Source organism: uncultured Tenacibaculum sp., assembly GCF_947502995.1.
In the GTDB taxonomy this organism is placed as follows: domain Bacteria; phylum Bacteroidota; class Bacteroidia; order Flavobacteriales; family Flavobacteriaceae; genus Polaribacter.
Genome location: NZ_CANNBW010000007.1, coordinates 174,583 through 190,696, shown reverse-complemented (window position 1 = coordinate 190,696; position 16,114 = coordinate 174,583). Strand labels below are relative to the sequence as shown.

Genomic DNA, 16,114 nt, shown 5'->3' with positions numbered 1-16,114 from the left:
GTGAAAACGAAAAAGTGAAAACGAAAAAGTGAAAACGAAAAAGTGAAAACGAAAAAGTGAAAACGAAAAAGTGAAAAGTGATGAGCCAAGCCTCATCACTTTTCCATCCTTTTTCATTATATTTGATTACAAACCTTTTATAATGAGAAAAGAATTATTTAAGGCTTTAGCCAAAATCAACAAAATCATGCTTCCGTCTTTCACCAAAAGACAATTGGATATTACAAAAGCCTCAAAATTTCAACTAGCAATAATTGGATGGAGGGCTTATATCACAAAAAACGCATTAGATTAATTTTTAAAAATTTTGATTATGAGTGATTATATTAAACTTTTTTCAGGAACATCGATAATTGTAAATAGATTAGCACAAATTCTAGATGAATTAGGTATAACTTCAATTATTAAAGACAACCATGAATCTGGAAGATTAGCTGGTTTTGCAACACTAGGACAATCTGTTGACCTTCTAATTAACGAGTCGGATTCAGAAAAAGCAAGTGAGGCTTTAGAAAATTTTAAAAAAGAATTTTCTAAATAATTTTAAGATTTAAAAAAAACTTATATATTTGCATCCGCAAAAACGGCCTCGTAGCATAACTGAATAGTGCACTTGATTACGGCTCAAGAGGTTGCAGGTTTGAATCCTGCCGAGGTCACAAAATCCTTTAGAATTTACTCTAAAGGATTTTTTTATTTTCAAAAGTTAAGCTTTGTTTTCAAACATCACAAAATCGGTTTAGTCAGAAAACCTCAGTAAAAGAAACTACTCAAAACTCGAGAAAAAAACAACCTTTTAACTAATTATACAGCTTTAAAAGTAATATCTATTATAAAAATTATAACTTTGTGGCTCATTTGTTGTTTAGCTACTTTAAAATCAAAGCATCTAAAAGGACTAAGCAATTGATGTTTAAATTTAGTACTAGAATAAAATAACTATTTTTTCGTTGTTATATTTAATTAAATCTCATAGTAAAAGCCCCAATATAAAGTAATGAGTCCTAAAAACCGTGTAAAACCTAATGGTTTTAAGTATCTTATAGCTACACTAGTCATTTTAATTGTAGTATATTCTTTCAAATTAAACAGTGACTATAAAAAGCTAGAAGATGCATTTTCTGAACAGAAAATTGAGCTACAGGCTGAATTAGATGAAATTATTGATGATTACAAAAACATCAATGTAAAAAACAAAGATCTTTCTCAAAGACTTATTAAGGAGATCAATAAAATAATTATTTTAAGAGATTCTATTAAAAACCTTAAAAAATCGAATTACAACCTTATTGTAAAATACTCTAGAAGAATTGTAAAACTAGAAAGAGAAAACAGACGTTTATTCATTCAAGTTGATTCTTTAAACAAACAGAATTATGAGTTATTACAAGAAAATATAGTTGTAAAAAACGAACTTGAGGAAAAGAATGCTTCACAAAAAACATTAACAAGAAAAAATAACTCACTTATAAAAGAGCGCAAGGCTCTTAAAGCTAAAGTTGATGAAGCTGGAATAATAAAAGTTAATAACATTAGTGCTTTTGCCATGAAAGAAAGAAGCAGCGGTAAATTAACTACAACTTCTAGATCTAGAAGAACAGATGCTTTTAAAATAAAATTTGATTTAGAACCTAATCCAATTACTACACCAGGTAAAAAAGAAATTCTAATTCAGATTTTAGATGAGAATAAAAATGTAATTGCTGCTAAAGGAGACAAAAAGATTAAAAGTGGAGAAACAATAGTTTTTAGCGATAATATCTTTGCCGATTACGACAATAATCAACTAGGTGTAGTATCTTTAATTCTAGTAAATAGAGGAGATATTACCAAAGGTTTACACACAATTAATACTTATGTTGATGGTATTTTTACTGGAAAAACACAAGTTAAATTAAGATAAAATTAAACACTCTATAAAAACATAAAAGTGAAGAATAATAAATTCTTCACTTTTTTATTTATAAAGTATTGATAATTCAAACCATATTTTATTTTTGCAGTATGGCAAAACAAGAAGATCAATTTAAAAAGGTTATTTCTCACGCTAAAGAATACGGATATATTTTTCAATCATCTGAAATTTATGACGGTTTAAGCGCTGTGTATGATTATGCTCAAAATGGAGTAGAATTAAAGAAGAATATTAGAGAGTATTGGTGGAAAGCAATGGTTCAAATGAACGAAAATATAGTAGGAATTGACGCCTCTATATTAATGCACCCAACCACATGGAAAGCATCTGGCCACGTTGACGCCTTTAATGACCCTTTAATTGACAATAAAGACTCAAAAAAAAGATATAGAGCAGATGTTTTAGTAGAAGATTATTGCGCTAAAATTGAAGCTAAAATTGATAAAGAAGTTAAAAAAGCAGCTAAAAGATTTGGAGATAGCTTCGACAAAGAACAGTTTTTAGCTACAAATGGACGTGTTTTAGGTTATCAGGAAAAAATCAATTCAATACTTTCTCGCTTAGCAAAATCTTTAGAAAATGAAGATTTAGCTGACGTTAAAGCTTTAATTGAAGAATTAGAGATAGCAGATCCTTTAACTGGCTCAAAAAACTGGACAGACGTTAAGCAATTCAACTTAATGTTTGGAACACAATTAGGAGCTTCAGCAGACAGCTCTATGCAAGTATACTTAAGACCTGAAACTGCTCAAGGTATATTTGTAAACTTCTTAAACGTTCAGAAAACTGGTAGAATGAAAATTCCTTTTGGAATCGCTCAAACTGGTAAAGCTTTTAGAAATGAAATCGTCGCTCGTCAATTCATTTTTAGAATGCGTGAATTTGAACAAATGGAAATGCAATTTTTCATTAAACCAGGCACCCAACAAGAATGGTATAAACACTGGAAAGAAACACGTTTAAAATGGCATTTATCGTTAGGAATGGGTGAAGACAATTACCGTTTCCACGATCATGAAAAGTTAGCTCATTATGCTGATGCCGCTGCTGATATCGAATTTAAATTCCCATTCGGATTTAAAGAATTAGAAGGAATTCATTCACGTACAGATTTTGATTTAAAACAGCATGAAGAATTCTCTGGAAAGAAATTACAATATTTTGATCATGAAGAAAACAAGAGCTACGTACCTTATGTATTAGAGACATCTATCGGATTAGACCGTATGTTCTTAGCTGTATTCTCTAATTCTTTACAAGAAGAAGAATTAGAAAATGGAACATCTAGAGTTGTTTTAAAATTACCTGCGGTATTAGCGCCTGTAAAAGCTACAATAATGCCATTAACAAATAAAGATGGTTTACCAGAAATAGCCCAGAAAATTTACAAAGAATTAAGATGGGAGTTCAACACTATAATCGATGATCAAGGAGTAAGTATTGGAAAACGTTATAGACGTCAAGATGCTGCAGGAACACCATTTTGTATTACTGTAGATCACGATACTTTAGAAGACAACACTGTCACAATTCGTCACAGGGATTCAATGGAACAGAAGAGAGTAAAAATAGACGATTTAAGAGATATTATTAAGCAAGAGGTTGATATGCGAACTTGGTTAATGAAAATGTAAGAAATCAATCTTAAAAACATTATAAAACCTATTAACACTTTTGTTAGTAGGTTTTTTATTTTTGTAAAATCTAAAAACAACATTACAAAATGAAAAAAATCATTCCTGTCCTTTTTATCATCTTCTTAATTTGGATGATTGTTGGAGCTTATCTTTTAAACACTAATCATGAAAAAGCTCAAATTGTAATGGGCCTTGGTGTAATGTACATGTCTTTTATATTAATGCCAGTTTTTATTTATGATAGATATAAAGATGGTAAATACAAAAAATATATTATTGAAAATAAAAAAAATACAGATACAAAAAAAGGTTGAGAATATTCTCAACCTTTTTTACATTATGATATTAAATTACCTACCTAAGAGAAGGTGAATAATTTGTTGGATAATCATCTGCTTTTGCTAAACCATCTGTAGCAGCTGAAAAGTTACTTCCATAAGTTTCATCGATAGCTTCTAGGAATTTATTAGCCATTAAAGCATAACCCCTAGCTGTCAAATGAACACCATCTAAACTTACTAAACCTCCAGTTACTAAGTCAGTAGTTAAAATATATCTGTCAAATTTAAGACCACTTGTTGCTCCTTCTTGTAAAACTTTATTAAAATCTACAAAAGCTAAACCATTTGCATCAGCTAAAGTTTTAATAGTACCATTATAAGCATCAGTAGCAATTCTAATCGCATCTTGCTCTTGAGGAGTTAAAACCCACTTATCAGCTAATGGTAAAGTTACACCATGAGCAGAAAACTGACCTGCTAAAGTAGCTGGTAAAAGACCTCCACTTTGCGTTATTAAAGCTGCAGCTGCATCTTGATTTACTGTTCCTATTATTGAACTACTTGGTAAAACAAATAGATCACCACTTGTAGCTGACCTAGCTTTTCCATATTGTTGACCTAATAATTGAGCTACTAAAGGAGCTGCTGCTGCAGGTAAACCTAAAGACTCTACAAAAGGAACAAACGTAGGACTTGCCGCTAAAGTATTTGTGATATCCATAGATAAATCTCTAGCATCTTCATCAAAAATTACTAACGCATTAGAAGTGTCAGCTGAAAAAACTATAGACCTTTCAGGTTGACCAGCACCTGCATAAACTTGATTAATTGCACCATAAACATTATTCAATAATGGGATCTGAGCTGCTAATTGCTCACCAGCATCTGTATCAACTGTCGGATCTAATGGATTGTAAGGTACTGTCGTAAAATGTGCTAACGTAGTAATATAAGGTAAATTCCCAACAACACCTTTAGCTCCATTTGAAGTTAATGCAGTAACCATATTGTTCATAACATTAGCAAATACATTTGTATCTGTAATATCTGCAGGTCCATAAGTAGCAGGATTTAAATTTCCTTCCTGGCTCATTCCTGTTCCACCAGACAAAGCATAACCTAAAACATCGTTTCCACCAATTTCAGATAAAGAAAAGAAAGTAGGTTGTCTTGTAACTGCATCTCCTAAAACAGTAGCTGTAGCTCCAGATGAGAATCTTGCAAAATAAGGATTAGCCTGTCCTAAAGGTACAGCACTAAGATTTCCATAACCAGGCGCTACAAAATGATAACTTTTAGCCCCAGGAATTCCATAATTATTTACATCTCCAGTAACAGGTGTAGTAACATCTGTTGAAGGAACTGCCCCCAAACTAGCTAAAGATGCTGGACCAGTACCATTAAAATACAATCTTGGTCCTTGTATTAATGTTCCTCCAAATAATAAACCTCCGACATTATCACCCATTAAAGGTTGAGGAAAATTACCTCCTCCAGTTAAACCAAACTTTTGAGATAAAATATTTGGGAAAGAATTTTCTTGAGCGGCAATGAATAATGCATTATCTGTAAAACCCGCGGTAAACGAAGCTCCAACAGAAATATAATTAGATAAATCTAAACCATTAGAATTTAACGGAACAACCTCTGCAACTGGTTCAACAATAGGTTCTAAATCATTATTTACATCACACGCAGTTAACCCTAAAAAAACAAGAGGTAACCAACTATATTTAAATTTCATTCTGTTCATTTTTTAGTTATTAATTGTCCATGAGATAAAGTACTGAGATCCAATCGCTCCTACACCAGGCGCACTCAAATACTCTTTCCCTGTTAAGTTAGCACCTCCAACTTTAATTACAGATTTAATTGAAGGAATTCTATAATTTACTTGAGCATCTAATACTGTACGCGAATCAATCACTGCATCATGGAAAGTAGACTCCCATAAGTACTCATCTTGCCATCTAGCATTAATATTAAATCCGAAGTTCTCAAATAAATTATTATGTCCAAATTCTAGTTTGATTTTGTGTTCAGGTGTGTTAAAACCAGCTTCAAAATCTGGATCAGTAGACTGATCAAAGTCAAACTTAGATAATGTATAGTTTAACCCTACATTAAAACCATTAAAGATTTTAGTATTCAAACCAATTGTAGCACCGTAAGAACTAATATCTGAATCTGTATTGGTGTAAGTATTGAATACAGCAGTATCTCCATTTGCTAAAGAAGCAATTGCCAATGGCACTGGAGCTCCTCCAGGTCCAATAGGAGCTGTATCTGATAAATTCACATTTCCATATAAAGGAGCTACTACATTTTCATTTGCAATAAAATCTTCATACTCGTTATAGTACACACTTAAATCTACACTTAATTTATTATCTCCTGTTGGAATAGCAGAACGATAACCTACTTCAAAAGCAGTTACTTTTTCTGGTTTTACTAAACCAACATCTGCAACCACTAAATCAGAAACATTTCCTGTTTGAGCAAATACTTGAGCAGAAGTAGCTGAAAATGCATTTTCATATCCTGCTCTACCTGTTATAGCTATACTTGGTAATCCTGTTATTGCAGTACCGTTACCACTCAAATCAATTTGCGGAGTAACATAACGATCTAAATTATCTGGAGCAGAACCTACTAAGAAAGCTCTACCTACATCTAAACCAATGTATTGATCTTGAGTAGTTGGATTTCTAAATCCTGTTTGAAAAGACGCTCTGAAATTATGATTCTTACTTTCTCCAGCAGCATATGCTACAGATATTCTAGGAGAAAAATTACCATCAAAATTCTGAGCTTTATCGTATCTGATAGATCCTGTTAATTTTAATCTATCATCCATTAATTTCTTTTGAATTTGTGTATACACACCATATTCATCGTAAGTAATAGGTCCGTCAAAATCCGTATAAATAGTTCCTCTTGAGTTTAATAAATACTCTCTATATGAACCTCCTACTTGAACTTCTGCAAAATCAATATACTCTTTTAAGTTAAGATTTGCATCAACGTGACGAATTTGAGATTCATCTTGAAATTTAGAACCTGTTGCTAAATCAGGATCAGCTGTTACCTGATTAAACAATCTATTAAATTCAGCAGAACCCGGTTCTGGTCTAACACCTGATCCATCAGTTCTAGGCTGTCCGTTTGGTAAGAAACCATCTGCAAATGCTCTTGCTAATTGATGATTAGAAGCTGTAACTCCAGGAATAGATCCTAAATATGCTGCAGCATACTCTCCAAACCATTGTCTATCTGATTTCCATGCTCTGTTTAAGTTAATTGCAGTAAATCTTGTATCATAAGAATTTCCTGCATCTTCAGAAGTTAAATATCCTCTAACAAAGAAATACTTACCTCTGAACTCTAATTTATGTTGCTCCATAAAGAAGTCTTTAATATAATAACGGTTAGCTCCTTGGTAAATCGTATTACCTCTACCGTACTTAGAGTTCCAAATAATTTCTAACCTATCATTTCCTAAAGGTCTATAATGTAAAGAAGCACCAAACTTCATACTTCTTGCATCGTAATCCATTAAATCTCTTTCATCGTAACCAGTTCTACTTACGTTACCAATTGCTCCTCCAAGATTAGTCGCTACCTCATCTCCATAAACATTTAAACCGTCATAGTTTGGATCAGAATTTCTATCTCCAAATGTATAATCTCCGTTTAAAGTATTACGATCATCAGTTGCAAACCATTCAGTACCTTTCAAATAAGAAAAAGTTGCTTTTGCAGCAAAGTAATCACTAAATGTATGAGCCATTCTCATACTAGCATCATAAAATGCATTATTTCCAGCCGCTTGCTGACGAGTAAATCCTGTTTTAGCTACAACACTAATTCCTGTATCATCAAAAGGACTTTTACTAGTCATAAACATAATTCCGTTGAATGCGTTTGCTCCATATAAAGCAGAAGAAGCACCAGGAAGTAATTCAACACTTTTCACATCTAATTCAGATAAACCTAATAAGTTACCTAAAGCAAAGTTTAAAGCAGGAGATGAATTATCCATTCCATCCACTAACTGCATAAAACGTGTATTTGCAAAAGTTGCGAAACCTCTAGTGTTTACAGATTTAAATGTTAAACTGTTTGTATTAATATCTACTCCTTTTAAGTTTTCTAAACCATCGTAGAAAGAAGGGGAAGATGTATTTTTAATAGCCCTAGAATCGAATCGTTCAACAGTTACAGGAGATTCCATAATTCTTTCAGGAGTTCTAGACGCCGAAACAACTACTTCATCTAAAGCTGTAGCATTTTCTGTTAAGGCTACTGTAACTTCTTGATTGTTTTTAGTAATCTCTACTGTCTTTGATTGATAACCTAGAGAAGAAATTACAATAGTAAAAGGTGGCTTGTCATTTACTACTAACGTAAATTTTCCATCAAAGTCAGTTGTAGTACCAACTGCCTTCCTTGAAATTTTAATATCTGCTCCTGGTAGAGGTCCACCAAGAGATGCATCATTTACCGTACCTGTAATGGTGGTCTGTGCAATCATTAATGAGCTGCTCAGCAACAAAAAGGCAGCTACTAATAATTTTTTCATCATAATGTAAATAATTTGTTAACTATATCGCAAAATACAATTTTTTTTCATTCCTAAAATATTTTGACACTTTTTATTATTATTTAATCAATAACTAAGCGTTTTTTTTAATATTATCACATTTTATGAACTCATGCGTTTTCTTGAATTTATAACTTGTAAATTTGCATAAACTATATCACAGCATTTGGAAACAGTTTATTCTATTTCAGATTTCACTCCAACTCAAGAAACCTATGTAACTATCGGTACTTTTGATGGAGTTCACATTGGACACCAAAAGATAATAAAAAAACTAGTAGATGAAGCTAAGAATGATGGTAAAAAATCTGTATTACTAACATTTTTCCCGCATCCTAGAATGGTACTTCAAAAAGAAGCTTCCGTTAAATTAATCAATACTATACAAGAACGAACTCAATTATTAGATGAAATAGGATTAGATTATTTAATTATTCATCCTTTTAGTAAAGAGTTTTCTAGATTAACCGCTCTTGATTTTGTTCGTAATATCTTAGTCAATCAATTAAAAATTTCAAAATTAATCATAGGATATGATCATCATTTTGGAAAAAATAGAGAAGGAAATATCGAACAATTAACAGAGTTTTCTCATCTATATAATTTTAAAGTAGAAGAAATTCCTGCTCAAGATATAGATAGTGTCGCTGTGAGTTCTACTAAAATTAGAAATGCTCTAAAAGAAGGAAACTTAAAAACAGCTAATAATTATTTAGGTTATAACTTTATTTTAGCTGGAAAAGTTGTTACAGGTAATAATTTAGGAAACAAAATAGGTTTTCCTACCGCAAACATTACTATAGAGGAAGATTATAAACTAATTCCTAAAGCTGGTGTCTATCTAGTGAAATCTAAAATTGAAAACGAAAGTTTTTATGGAATGATGAATATTGGAAATAGACCTACTGTTGATGGTAAAGATCAAACTATAGAGGTTAATTTTTTCAACTTTTCTGGGAATTTATACGACAAAACAATCTCTACAGAATTAATATACTTTATTCGAGAAGAACAAAAATTTGATTCAATAGAAGCTTTAACCAAACAATTAGAACTTGATAAAAATTTCTGTTTAAACTACATTAATAATAATCTATAAGTATAGATTGCTTAAGTCTTGTGCTTCGTGTATCTTTGTCGCCTAAAAAATTCAACTTATGTTACAAGTTCAGTTTATTCGAGACAACAAAGATGTTGTATTAGAAGGTTTAGCAAAAAGAAATTTTGCTAACGCAGAAGCTATTATTAATGATGTTTTAAAATTTGATGAAACTAGAAGATCTACTCAAGTTTCTTTAGACAATGTATTAGCTGACTCTAATAAACTGTCCAAAGAAATAGGTATGCTTTTTAAATCTGGTGAAGTTCAGAAAGCAAATCTTTTAAAAGAAAAAACAAGTCAATTAAAAGAAAGTGGAAAAGAGCTTACAGAGCAATTAAATGATGTAACTACTAAACTTCAAGATTTATTATATCAAATTCCAAATGTTCCTCATGCTTCAGTCGTTGCTGGAACTTCAGAAGAAGACAATGAAGAAGTTTTTAAAGAAGGAACTATTCCTAATTTAGGAGAAAAAGCACTTCCACACTGGGAACTTGCTAAGAAATATGATATTATTGACTTTGATTTAGGTGCTAAAATTTCTGGAGCTGGTTTTCCTGTTTACAAAGGAAAAGGTGCTCGTTTACAACGTGCTTTAATCAATTATTTTTTAGATAAAAATACAAGTGCAGGTTATAATGAAGTTCAAGTTCCTCATTTAGTAAATGAAGCTTCTGGATTTGGAACAGGTCAATTACCTGATAAAGAAGGTCAAATGTACCATGTTACTGCAGATGATTTATATTTAATTCCTACAGCTGAAGTTCCTATTACAAATTTATATAGAGGATCTTTAGTTAAGGAAGCAGATTTACCTATTACGTTAACAGGTTATACTCCTTGTTTCCGTAGAGAAGCTGGAAGTTATGGTGCTCATGTACGTGGTTTAAATCGTTTACATCAATTTGATAAAGTTGAAATTGTTAGAGTTGAAAAGCCTGAAAATTCTTATGAAGCTTTAAACGGAATGGTTGAACACATAAAAGGAATTTTAAGAGAATTAAAATTACCTTATAGAATTTTAAGATTATGTGGTGGAGATACCGGATTTACAGCTGCTTTAACTTTTGATTTTGAATTGTATTCTACAGCTCAAGAAAGATGGTTAGAAATTAGTTCAGCTTCTAACTTTGAAACGTTTCAAGCTAATCGCTTAAAATTACGTTATAAGAATAGTGAAGATAAAAATCAATTAGCACATACTCTAAATGGAAGTTCTCTTGCTTTACCAAGAGTATTAGCTGCTATTTTAGAAAATTATCAAACTCCTGAAGGAATAAAAATACCAGAAGTATTAGTACCTTATTGTGGGTTTGAAATAATAAATTAATATCAAATAACAGTAATCAGTGCGCGCCGCTGGTTACTGTGTTTATATATTAATTCGAAACAACAATGGTCATTAATTTTTTGTATCTATTTACTTCTAACAAAGCCTCAAAATATTGAGATATCTGTCCGTTCTTCATGAATTCCTTTGCTTTATTATTGGCTAGATCGTATTGCTTAGTTAAATTTTTCATTTTGGTAAATTGTTTAGTTATACACAAAGAATAAGACAAACTTCGTGCCAAAACATTACAGAGTTTCCAGAAAAAACCTTTTTTTTAATGTATTTTTAACAATATTGTTGTTTATTTTTGATTGATGAAGATTCGCATATTTTTACTTATTATACTGGCTAACAACCTATTCATTTATGCTCAATCGAATGATTTTGCCTTAGCTGAAAATTATTTTAGAAATAATGAATTTGAAAAAGCCACTCAAATTTATAAGGAACTTGTAAATAAAAGTCCCTTTAACACTACTTACCTAAAAAGATTAATCTCTTGTTACCAGGAAACAGATCAGTTTAAAGCAGCTACAGATTTATTAAACACAAAGTTAAAACAACGACCTAATCTCACTTTTTTAAACGTAATAATTGGATACAATTACGAACGCCAACAACAAACAGATTTAGCTGAAAAATTTTACAAAAAAGCCATCAAATCTATTTCAAAAAAATCAGGTTATGGCGGTACTATTGCTAATTTATTCAAAGGATATAATAAATTGGATTTAGCTATTGAGGCGTACAAAAAAGCTTCAGAAACCAATAAAAACCTTCGTTATGAATTTCAAATAGCACAAATTCATGGTGAAAAAGGAGATTTTGCGCTAATGTTCGACGAGTATATCAACTTTTTAGATCACAACGAAAACTATCTTAACACAATTAAAAGTTTTACCGCTAAATATATTACTGATGATAGTGAAAATGAAAATAATGTTCTTTTCAAAAAAACATTGCTTCGTAAATCTGCTAGTAATCCGAAAAACATTTGGAATGATTTATTAAGTTGGTTATTTATAACTCAAAAAGAATATGGAAAAGCCTTAATTCAAAACAAAGCTCTATATCAGAGAGATAATGATAAGCTTGTAAAAATATACGATTTAGGTGAAATAGCTTTTCAAAACAAAGATTATGAAACAGCTAAAAAATGTTTCGATTTTACTATTGAAAAATCAAGTTATGTAGAAGATAAATTCAGCGCTATTTTAATGAATTTAAAAATAGCAGTAGCTACTAAAGCTGAAGATGTTGAAACAAAATTTCAAGAAGTTTTTAAAGAATTTGGTGTAAACAGAAATACATTTTCTATTCAAGTTGCTTATGCTGATTATTTGACATTTGTTAAAAATAATCCTGAAGCTGCTAAAAAAGTATTGGAAAAAGCGATTACTTTTTCTGAAAACAAATATCAAAAAGCTAGTGTTAAATTAAAATTGGCCGATGTATTGGTTTATCAAAATACATTTAACAAAGCCTTGATTTATTTTTCACAAGTTCAATCTAGATTTAAAAACCATGAGCTGGGTCAAGAAGCTCGATTTAAAGTAGCGCAAACATCATATTTTAAAAGTGATTTTAAATGGGCTAAAGCACAATTAAAAGTCTTGAAAGGCTCTGCTAGTCAGCTAATAGCAAACGATGCTGCAGATTTGTTTTTAATTATTTCTGATAATCAACCAAAAGATAGTTTACCAAGTGGTTTAGCATCTTATGCTAAAGCAGATTTATTAGCATATCAGAATAAAAATGATGAAGCTATGATAGTTTTAGATGGAGTTATATCTGAATTTAAAGGACAGCCTATAGAAGACGAAGCTTTATTTAAAAAAGCAGAACTATTTACAAAAAAGAAAAAATATGACGAAGCTATTTTAACTTATGCTAGAATTTTAGAAATTGATGAAAAAGGTATTTTAGCAGATGATGTTTATTATAACATTGCAGAATTATACAATAATGAATTAAATAACCCTGAAAAAGCAAAAGAATATTACCAAAAAATAATTTTCGATTATCCTTCGAGCATATATTTAGTTGATGCTAGAAAAAAATTTAGAAAATTGAGAGGTGATACTATTTAACTGAAATTTTATTTATGTACATATACAACGTTACAATTAATATAGACGAGAGTATTCACGATGAATGGTTACACTGGATACAATCTCATATTCCAGAAGTATTAGCTACTGGAAGATTTACAAGTGCTAAAATGACACAAGTTTTAGTAGAAGAAGAAATGGGAGGAGTTACATATTCCATTCAATATACAGCACCAACGAGAGAAGATTTAGACAACTATTATAAATACGATGCTGAAAAATTACGTTCAGATGGTATGAAAAAGTTTGCTGATAAAATGTTAGCTTTTAGAACAGAGTTAAAAGTGATTAAAGAGTTTTTTCCGAAAGTAGCTAGTAATTAAAATATCATTTAAATCTCAAATATTCTATATGTAACTAAACTTATACAGCCATGATATTTAGGATTATTGCATTCTTATCTTTAGTTATACTAATTTCTTGTAAAAAACATAACATAGAAATTAAACTAGCACTTAAAAAAGATACAATAATTCTTACCAAAGCCAATAAAGATACTGTTCCTCATAACTTTATCGCTACACAATTCGATTTTCCAGTGGGTAAACCCAATGCAAAGGGATATTATAACGCACAAAAGTTTACAAAAAATTATCATTTGGGTGACGATTGGAACGCTGTAACTGGTGGAAATACAGATTTAGGTGATCCTGTTTATGCAATAGCAAACGGATTTATAAAAGAAAGTAAAGATTACGGTGGAGGATGGGGAAATGTAATTCGAATTTTACACTTTCTTCCTAATAACAAAATAGTAGAGTCTTTGTATGCACATTGTGATACTATAATTACTGTAAAAGATTCTTGGATTAAAAAGGGAACTAAAATTGGAACCATCGGAACAGCTAATGGAGCATATTATGCACATTTACATTTTGAAATAAGAGAAGATATTACCTTACCTTTGGGTCCTGGATATTCTGAAAATACAAAAGGATATCTTGATCCAACAGAGTTTATTAAAAACCACAGAACAATAGAAGATGAGCGTTAGAGCTAAAAAACACTTAGGACAACACTTTTTAAATGATGAAAATATTGCCAAAAAGATCGCAGATTCATTAACTGAAAAAGGATATGATAATGTTTTAGAAATTGGTCCTGGAATGGGTGTTTTAACTAAATACTTATTGGAGAAAAAACCGAAAGTAACCGTTATGGAATTAGATTCTGAGTCTGTTACGTATTTACATGAAGTTTTTCCCGTTGAGCATATTAAACTGAACACTTCAAAAGAAAAATTTAATATAATAGAAGGTGATTTTTTAAAACAAAATCTGTTTAAAACATTTAATGGAGAACAGGTAGCTATCATTGGAAATTTCCCATACAATATTTCTTCACAAATTGTTTTTAAAGCCATTGAAAACAGAGATTTGGTTCCTGAGTTTTCTGGAATGTTTCAAAAAGAAGTTGCTCGACGTATCGCTGAGAAAAAAGGAAGTAAAGTTTACGGAATTTTATCTGTATTAGCTCAAGCTTTTTTCGATGTTGAATACTTATTCACAGTACCACCAACCGTATTCAATCCACCTCCAAAAGTAGATTCTGGTGTAATGCGAATGATTCGTAAAGAGAATTACACATTACCTGTAGATGAAAAACTTTTTTTCCGTGTTGTAAAAACAGCTTTCAACCAAAGAAGAAAAATGTTGCGCAGTAGTTTAAAATCTATGAATCTTTCGGATACCTTAAAAGAAGACCCTATATTTGCCATGCGTCCCGAACAATTGTCGGTACAAGAGTTTATAGAATTGACGGATAAAATTGCAAGTCATGGCGATAGAAATAACGAAAGAACTTCTTGATAACGTTTCAAACTTAATTGCAAATCAAAAAGATACTGCACTTTCCAATGTTTTCACTGATGTACATCACGCTGATATAGCAGAAGTTTTAGATGAATTAACTTTTGATGAAGCTGTATATATTATCCGTTTATTAGATAGCGAAACCACATCCGAAGTTTTAATGGATGTAGATGATGATGTTCGTGAAAAAGTATTAGAGCAATTATCTGCAAAAGAAATTGCAGAAGAAATTGACGAGTTAGATACTGATGATGCTGCAGATGTAATTGCTGAGCTTCCTGAAAAGCGTAAACAGGAAGTAATGAAAGAGATTGAAGATGAAGAACACGCAAAAGAAATTGTTGAGTTACTTCGTTTTGATGAAAATTCTGCGGGTGGACTTATGGCAAAAGAGCTTGTTAAAGTAAACGAAAATTGGTCTGTTCTAGGTTGCGTAACCAAAATGAGAGATCAAGCAGCAGAAGTTACTAGAGTACATTCAATTTACGTGGTTGATGATAGCGGAAAACTTAAAGGTCGTTTGTCATTGAAAGATTTACTAATGGCTTCAACCAAATCAAAAATCGCAGATATTTATATTCCTAGAGTTGACTATGTGAATGTTCACGATACAGCCGAAGATGTAGCAAATAAAATGCGTAAATACGATTTAGAAGCTATTCCTGTTGTTGATGAATTAGGAACACTTGTCGGTAGAATTACCATAGATGATATTGTTGATATAATTAAAGAAGAAGCTGATAAAGATTATCAATTAGCTGCCGGTATTACACAAGATGTTGAAGCTGATGATACTATTTTAGAATTAACAAGAGCACGTTTACCATGGTTATTCTTAGGTTTGTTAGGAGGAATTGGAGCTTTCTTAATCATGAAAAATTTCGAACACACATTTAAAGAAAATGCAGTGTTATTCTTCTTTACTCCATTAATTGCTGCCATGGCCGGTAATGTAGGAGTTCAATCTTCTGCAATTATTGTTCAAGGTTTAGCAAACGACGATGTTAAAGGAAGCGTGAATAAACGATTGATAAAAGAAATGTTGTTAGCTACATTAAACGGAATAGCTTTAGCCATTGTTTTATTCTTATTTGTTTATTTCTCTGATGCTGATAACGATTTAAGAATTTCTCTTGCCGTATCTGTATCCTTAGTAGCTGTAATTATTGTAGCTGGACTTATCGGTACGTTTATTCCTTTATTCTTAGATAAAAGAGGAATTGATCCTGCGATAGCAACTGGACCGTTTATCACCACTAGTAATGATATTTTTGGAATCTTAATTTACTTTACGATTGCTAAAATAATTTTAGGATATTAA

Annotated in this window: 14 protein-coding genes and 1 tRNA gene; 13 read left to right on the top strand and 2 right to left on the bottom strand. The window is 31.1% G+C overall.

Going from position 1 to position 16,114, the window contains the following annotated elements:
* Positions 1–142: 142 nt before the first annotated feature.
* The 6 genes from Q1A46_RS07735 (at position 143) to Q1A46_RS07710 (ending at position 3,866) form a co-directional block, all read left to right on the top strand.
* Positions 143–295 carry an SsrA-binding protein gene (locus Q1A46_RS07735; RefSeq protein ID WP_299676261.1) on the top strand — a complete coding sequence of 51 codons (153 nt, stop codon included), beginning with the start codon at positions 143–145 and terminating at the stop codon, positions 293–295.
* 18 nt (positions 296–313) lie between these two features.
* Positions 314–541 carry a putative signal transducing protein gene (locus Q1A46_RS07730; protein WP_299676258.1) on the top strand — a complete coding sequence of 76 codons (228 nt, stop codon included), beginning with the start codon at positions 314–316 and terminating at the stop codon, positions 539–541.
* A gap of 44 nt (positions 542–585) precedes the next feature.
* Positions 586–659: transfer RNA gene (locus Q1A46_RS07725), tRNA-Arg, on the top strand.
* 338 nt (positions 660–997) lie between these two features.
* Positions 998–1,903: a hypothetical protein gene (locus Q1A46_RS07720; RefSeq protein ID WP_299676255.1), complete on the top strand. Its 906-nt coding sequence runs from the start codon at positions 998–1,000 to the stop codon at positions 1,901–1,903.
* A gap of 101 nt (positions 1,904–2,004) precedes the next feature.
* Positions 2,005–3,549 carry a glycine--tRNA ligase gene (locus tag Q1A46_RS07715; RefSeq protein ID WP_299676252.1) on the top strand — a complete coding sequence of 515 codons (1,545 nt, stop codon included), beginning with the start codon at positions 2,005–2,007 and terminating at the stop codon, positions 3,547–3,549.
* A gap of 89 nt (positions 3,550–3,638) precedes the next feature.
* Complete coding sequence (locus Q1A46_RS07710) at positions 3,639–3,866, top strand: hypothetical protein (RefSeq protein ID WP_299676249.1); 228 nt, start codon at positions 3,639–3,641, stop codon at positions 3,864–3,866.
* 40 nt (positions 3,867–3,906) lie between these two features.
* Here the strand turns inward: Q1A46_RS07710 and Q1A46_RS07705 are convergent, their stop codons facing one another.
* Entirely contained in the window at positions 3,907–5,577 is a 1,671-nt protein-coding gene (locus tag Q1A46_RS07705) for a G-D-S-L family lipolytic protein (protein ID WP_299676246.1), read from the bottom strand.
* A 12-nt stretch (positions 5,578–5,589) separates the two neighbouring features.
* Positions 5,590–8,418 (bottom strand): TonB-dependent receptor domain-containing protein, encoded by a 2,829-nt coding sequence (locus Q1A46_RS07700; protein WP_299676243.1) that lies wholly within the window; start codon positions 8,416–8,418, stop codon positions 5,590–5,592.
* 184 nt (positions 8,419–8,602) lie between these two features.
* Between Q1A46_RS07700 and Q1A46_RS07695 the strand changes: the two genes are divergently transcribed.
* From Q1A46_RS07695 to mgtE, 7 genes are all read left to right on the top strand, one after another.
* The gene (locus tag Q1A46_RS07695) at positions 8,603–9,535 is read left to right on the top strand and encodes a bifunctional riboflavin kinase/FAD synthetase (protein WP_299676240.1); all 933 of its coding nucleotides are present in this window, start codon (positions 8,603–8,605) and stop codon (positions 9,533–9,535) included.
* A gap of 58 nt (positions 9,536–9,593) precedes the next feature.
* On the top strand, positions 9,594–10,868 hold the full coding sequence (serS, locus tag Q1A46_RS07690; RefSeq protein WP_299676238.1) for a serine--tRNA ligase: 1,275 nt from the start codon (positions 9,594–9,596) through the stop codon (positions 10,866–10,868).
* A 317-nt stretch (positions 10,869–11,185) separates the two neighbouring features.
* Positions 11,186–12,961 carry a tetratricopeptide repeat protein gene (locus Q1A46_RS07685; protein WP_299676235.1) on the top strand — a complete coding sequence of 592 codons (1,776 nt, stop codon included), beginning with the start codon at positions 11,186–11,188 and terminating at the stop codon, positions 12,959–12,961.
* A gap of 14 nt (positions 12,962–12,975) precedes the next feature.
* Complete coding sequence (locus tag Q1A46_RS07680) at positions 12,976–13,305, top strand: DUF4286 family protein (RefSeq protein ID WP_299676232.1); 330 nt, start codon at positions 12,976–12,978, stop codon at positions 13,303–13,305.
* Between the two features lie 50 nt (positions 13,306–13,355).
* Positions 13,356–13,976 (top strand): M23 family metallopeptidase, encoded by a 621-nt coding sequence (locus tag Q1A46_RS07675; protein WP_299676229.1) that lies wholly within the window; start codon positions 13,356–13,358, stop codon positions 13,974–13,976.
* On the top strand, positions 13,966–14,790 hold the full coding sequence (gene rsmA / locus Q1A46_RS07670) for a 16S rRNA (adenine(1518)-N(6)/adenine(1519)-N(6))-dimethyltransferase RsmA (RefSeq protein WP_299676226.1): 825 nt from the start codon (positions 13,966–13,968) through the stop codon (positions 14,788–14,790). Before Q1A46_RS07675 ends, rsmA begins: the two co-directional genes overlap by 11 nt.
* The gene (gene mgtE / locus Q1A46_RS07665) at positions 14,759–16,114 is read left to right on the top strand and encodes a magnesium transporter (protein WP_299676223.1); all 1,356 of its coding nucleotides are present in this window, start codon (positions 14,759–14,761) and stop codon (positions 16,112–16,114) included. The genes rsmA and mgtE overlap by 32 nt, the downstream gene beginning before the upstream one ends.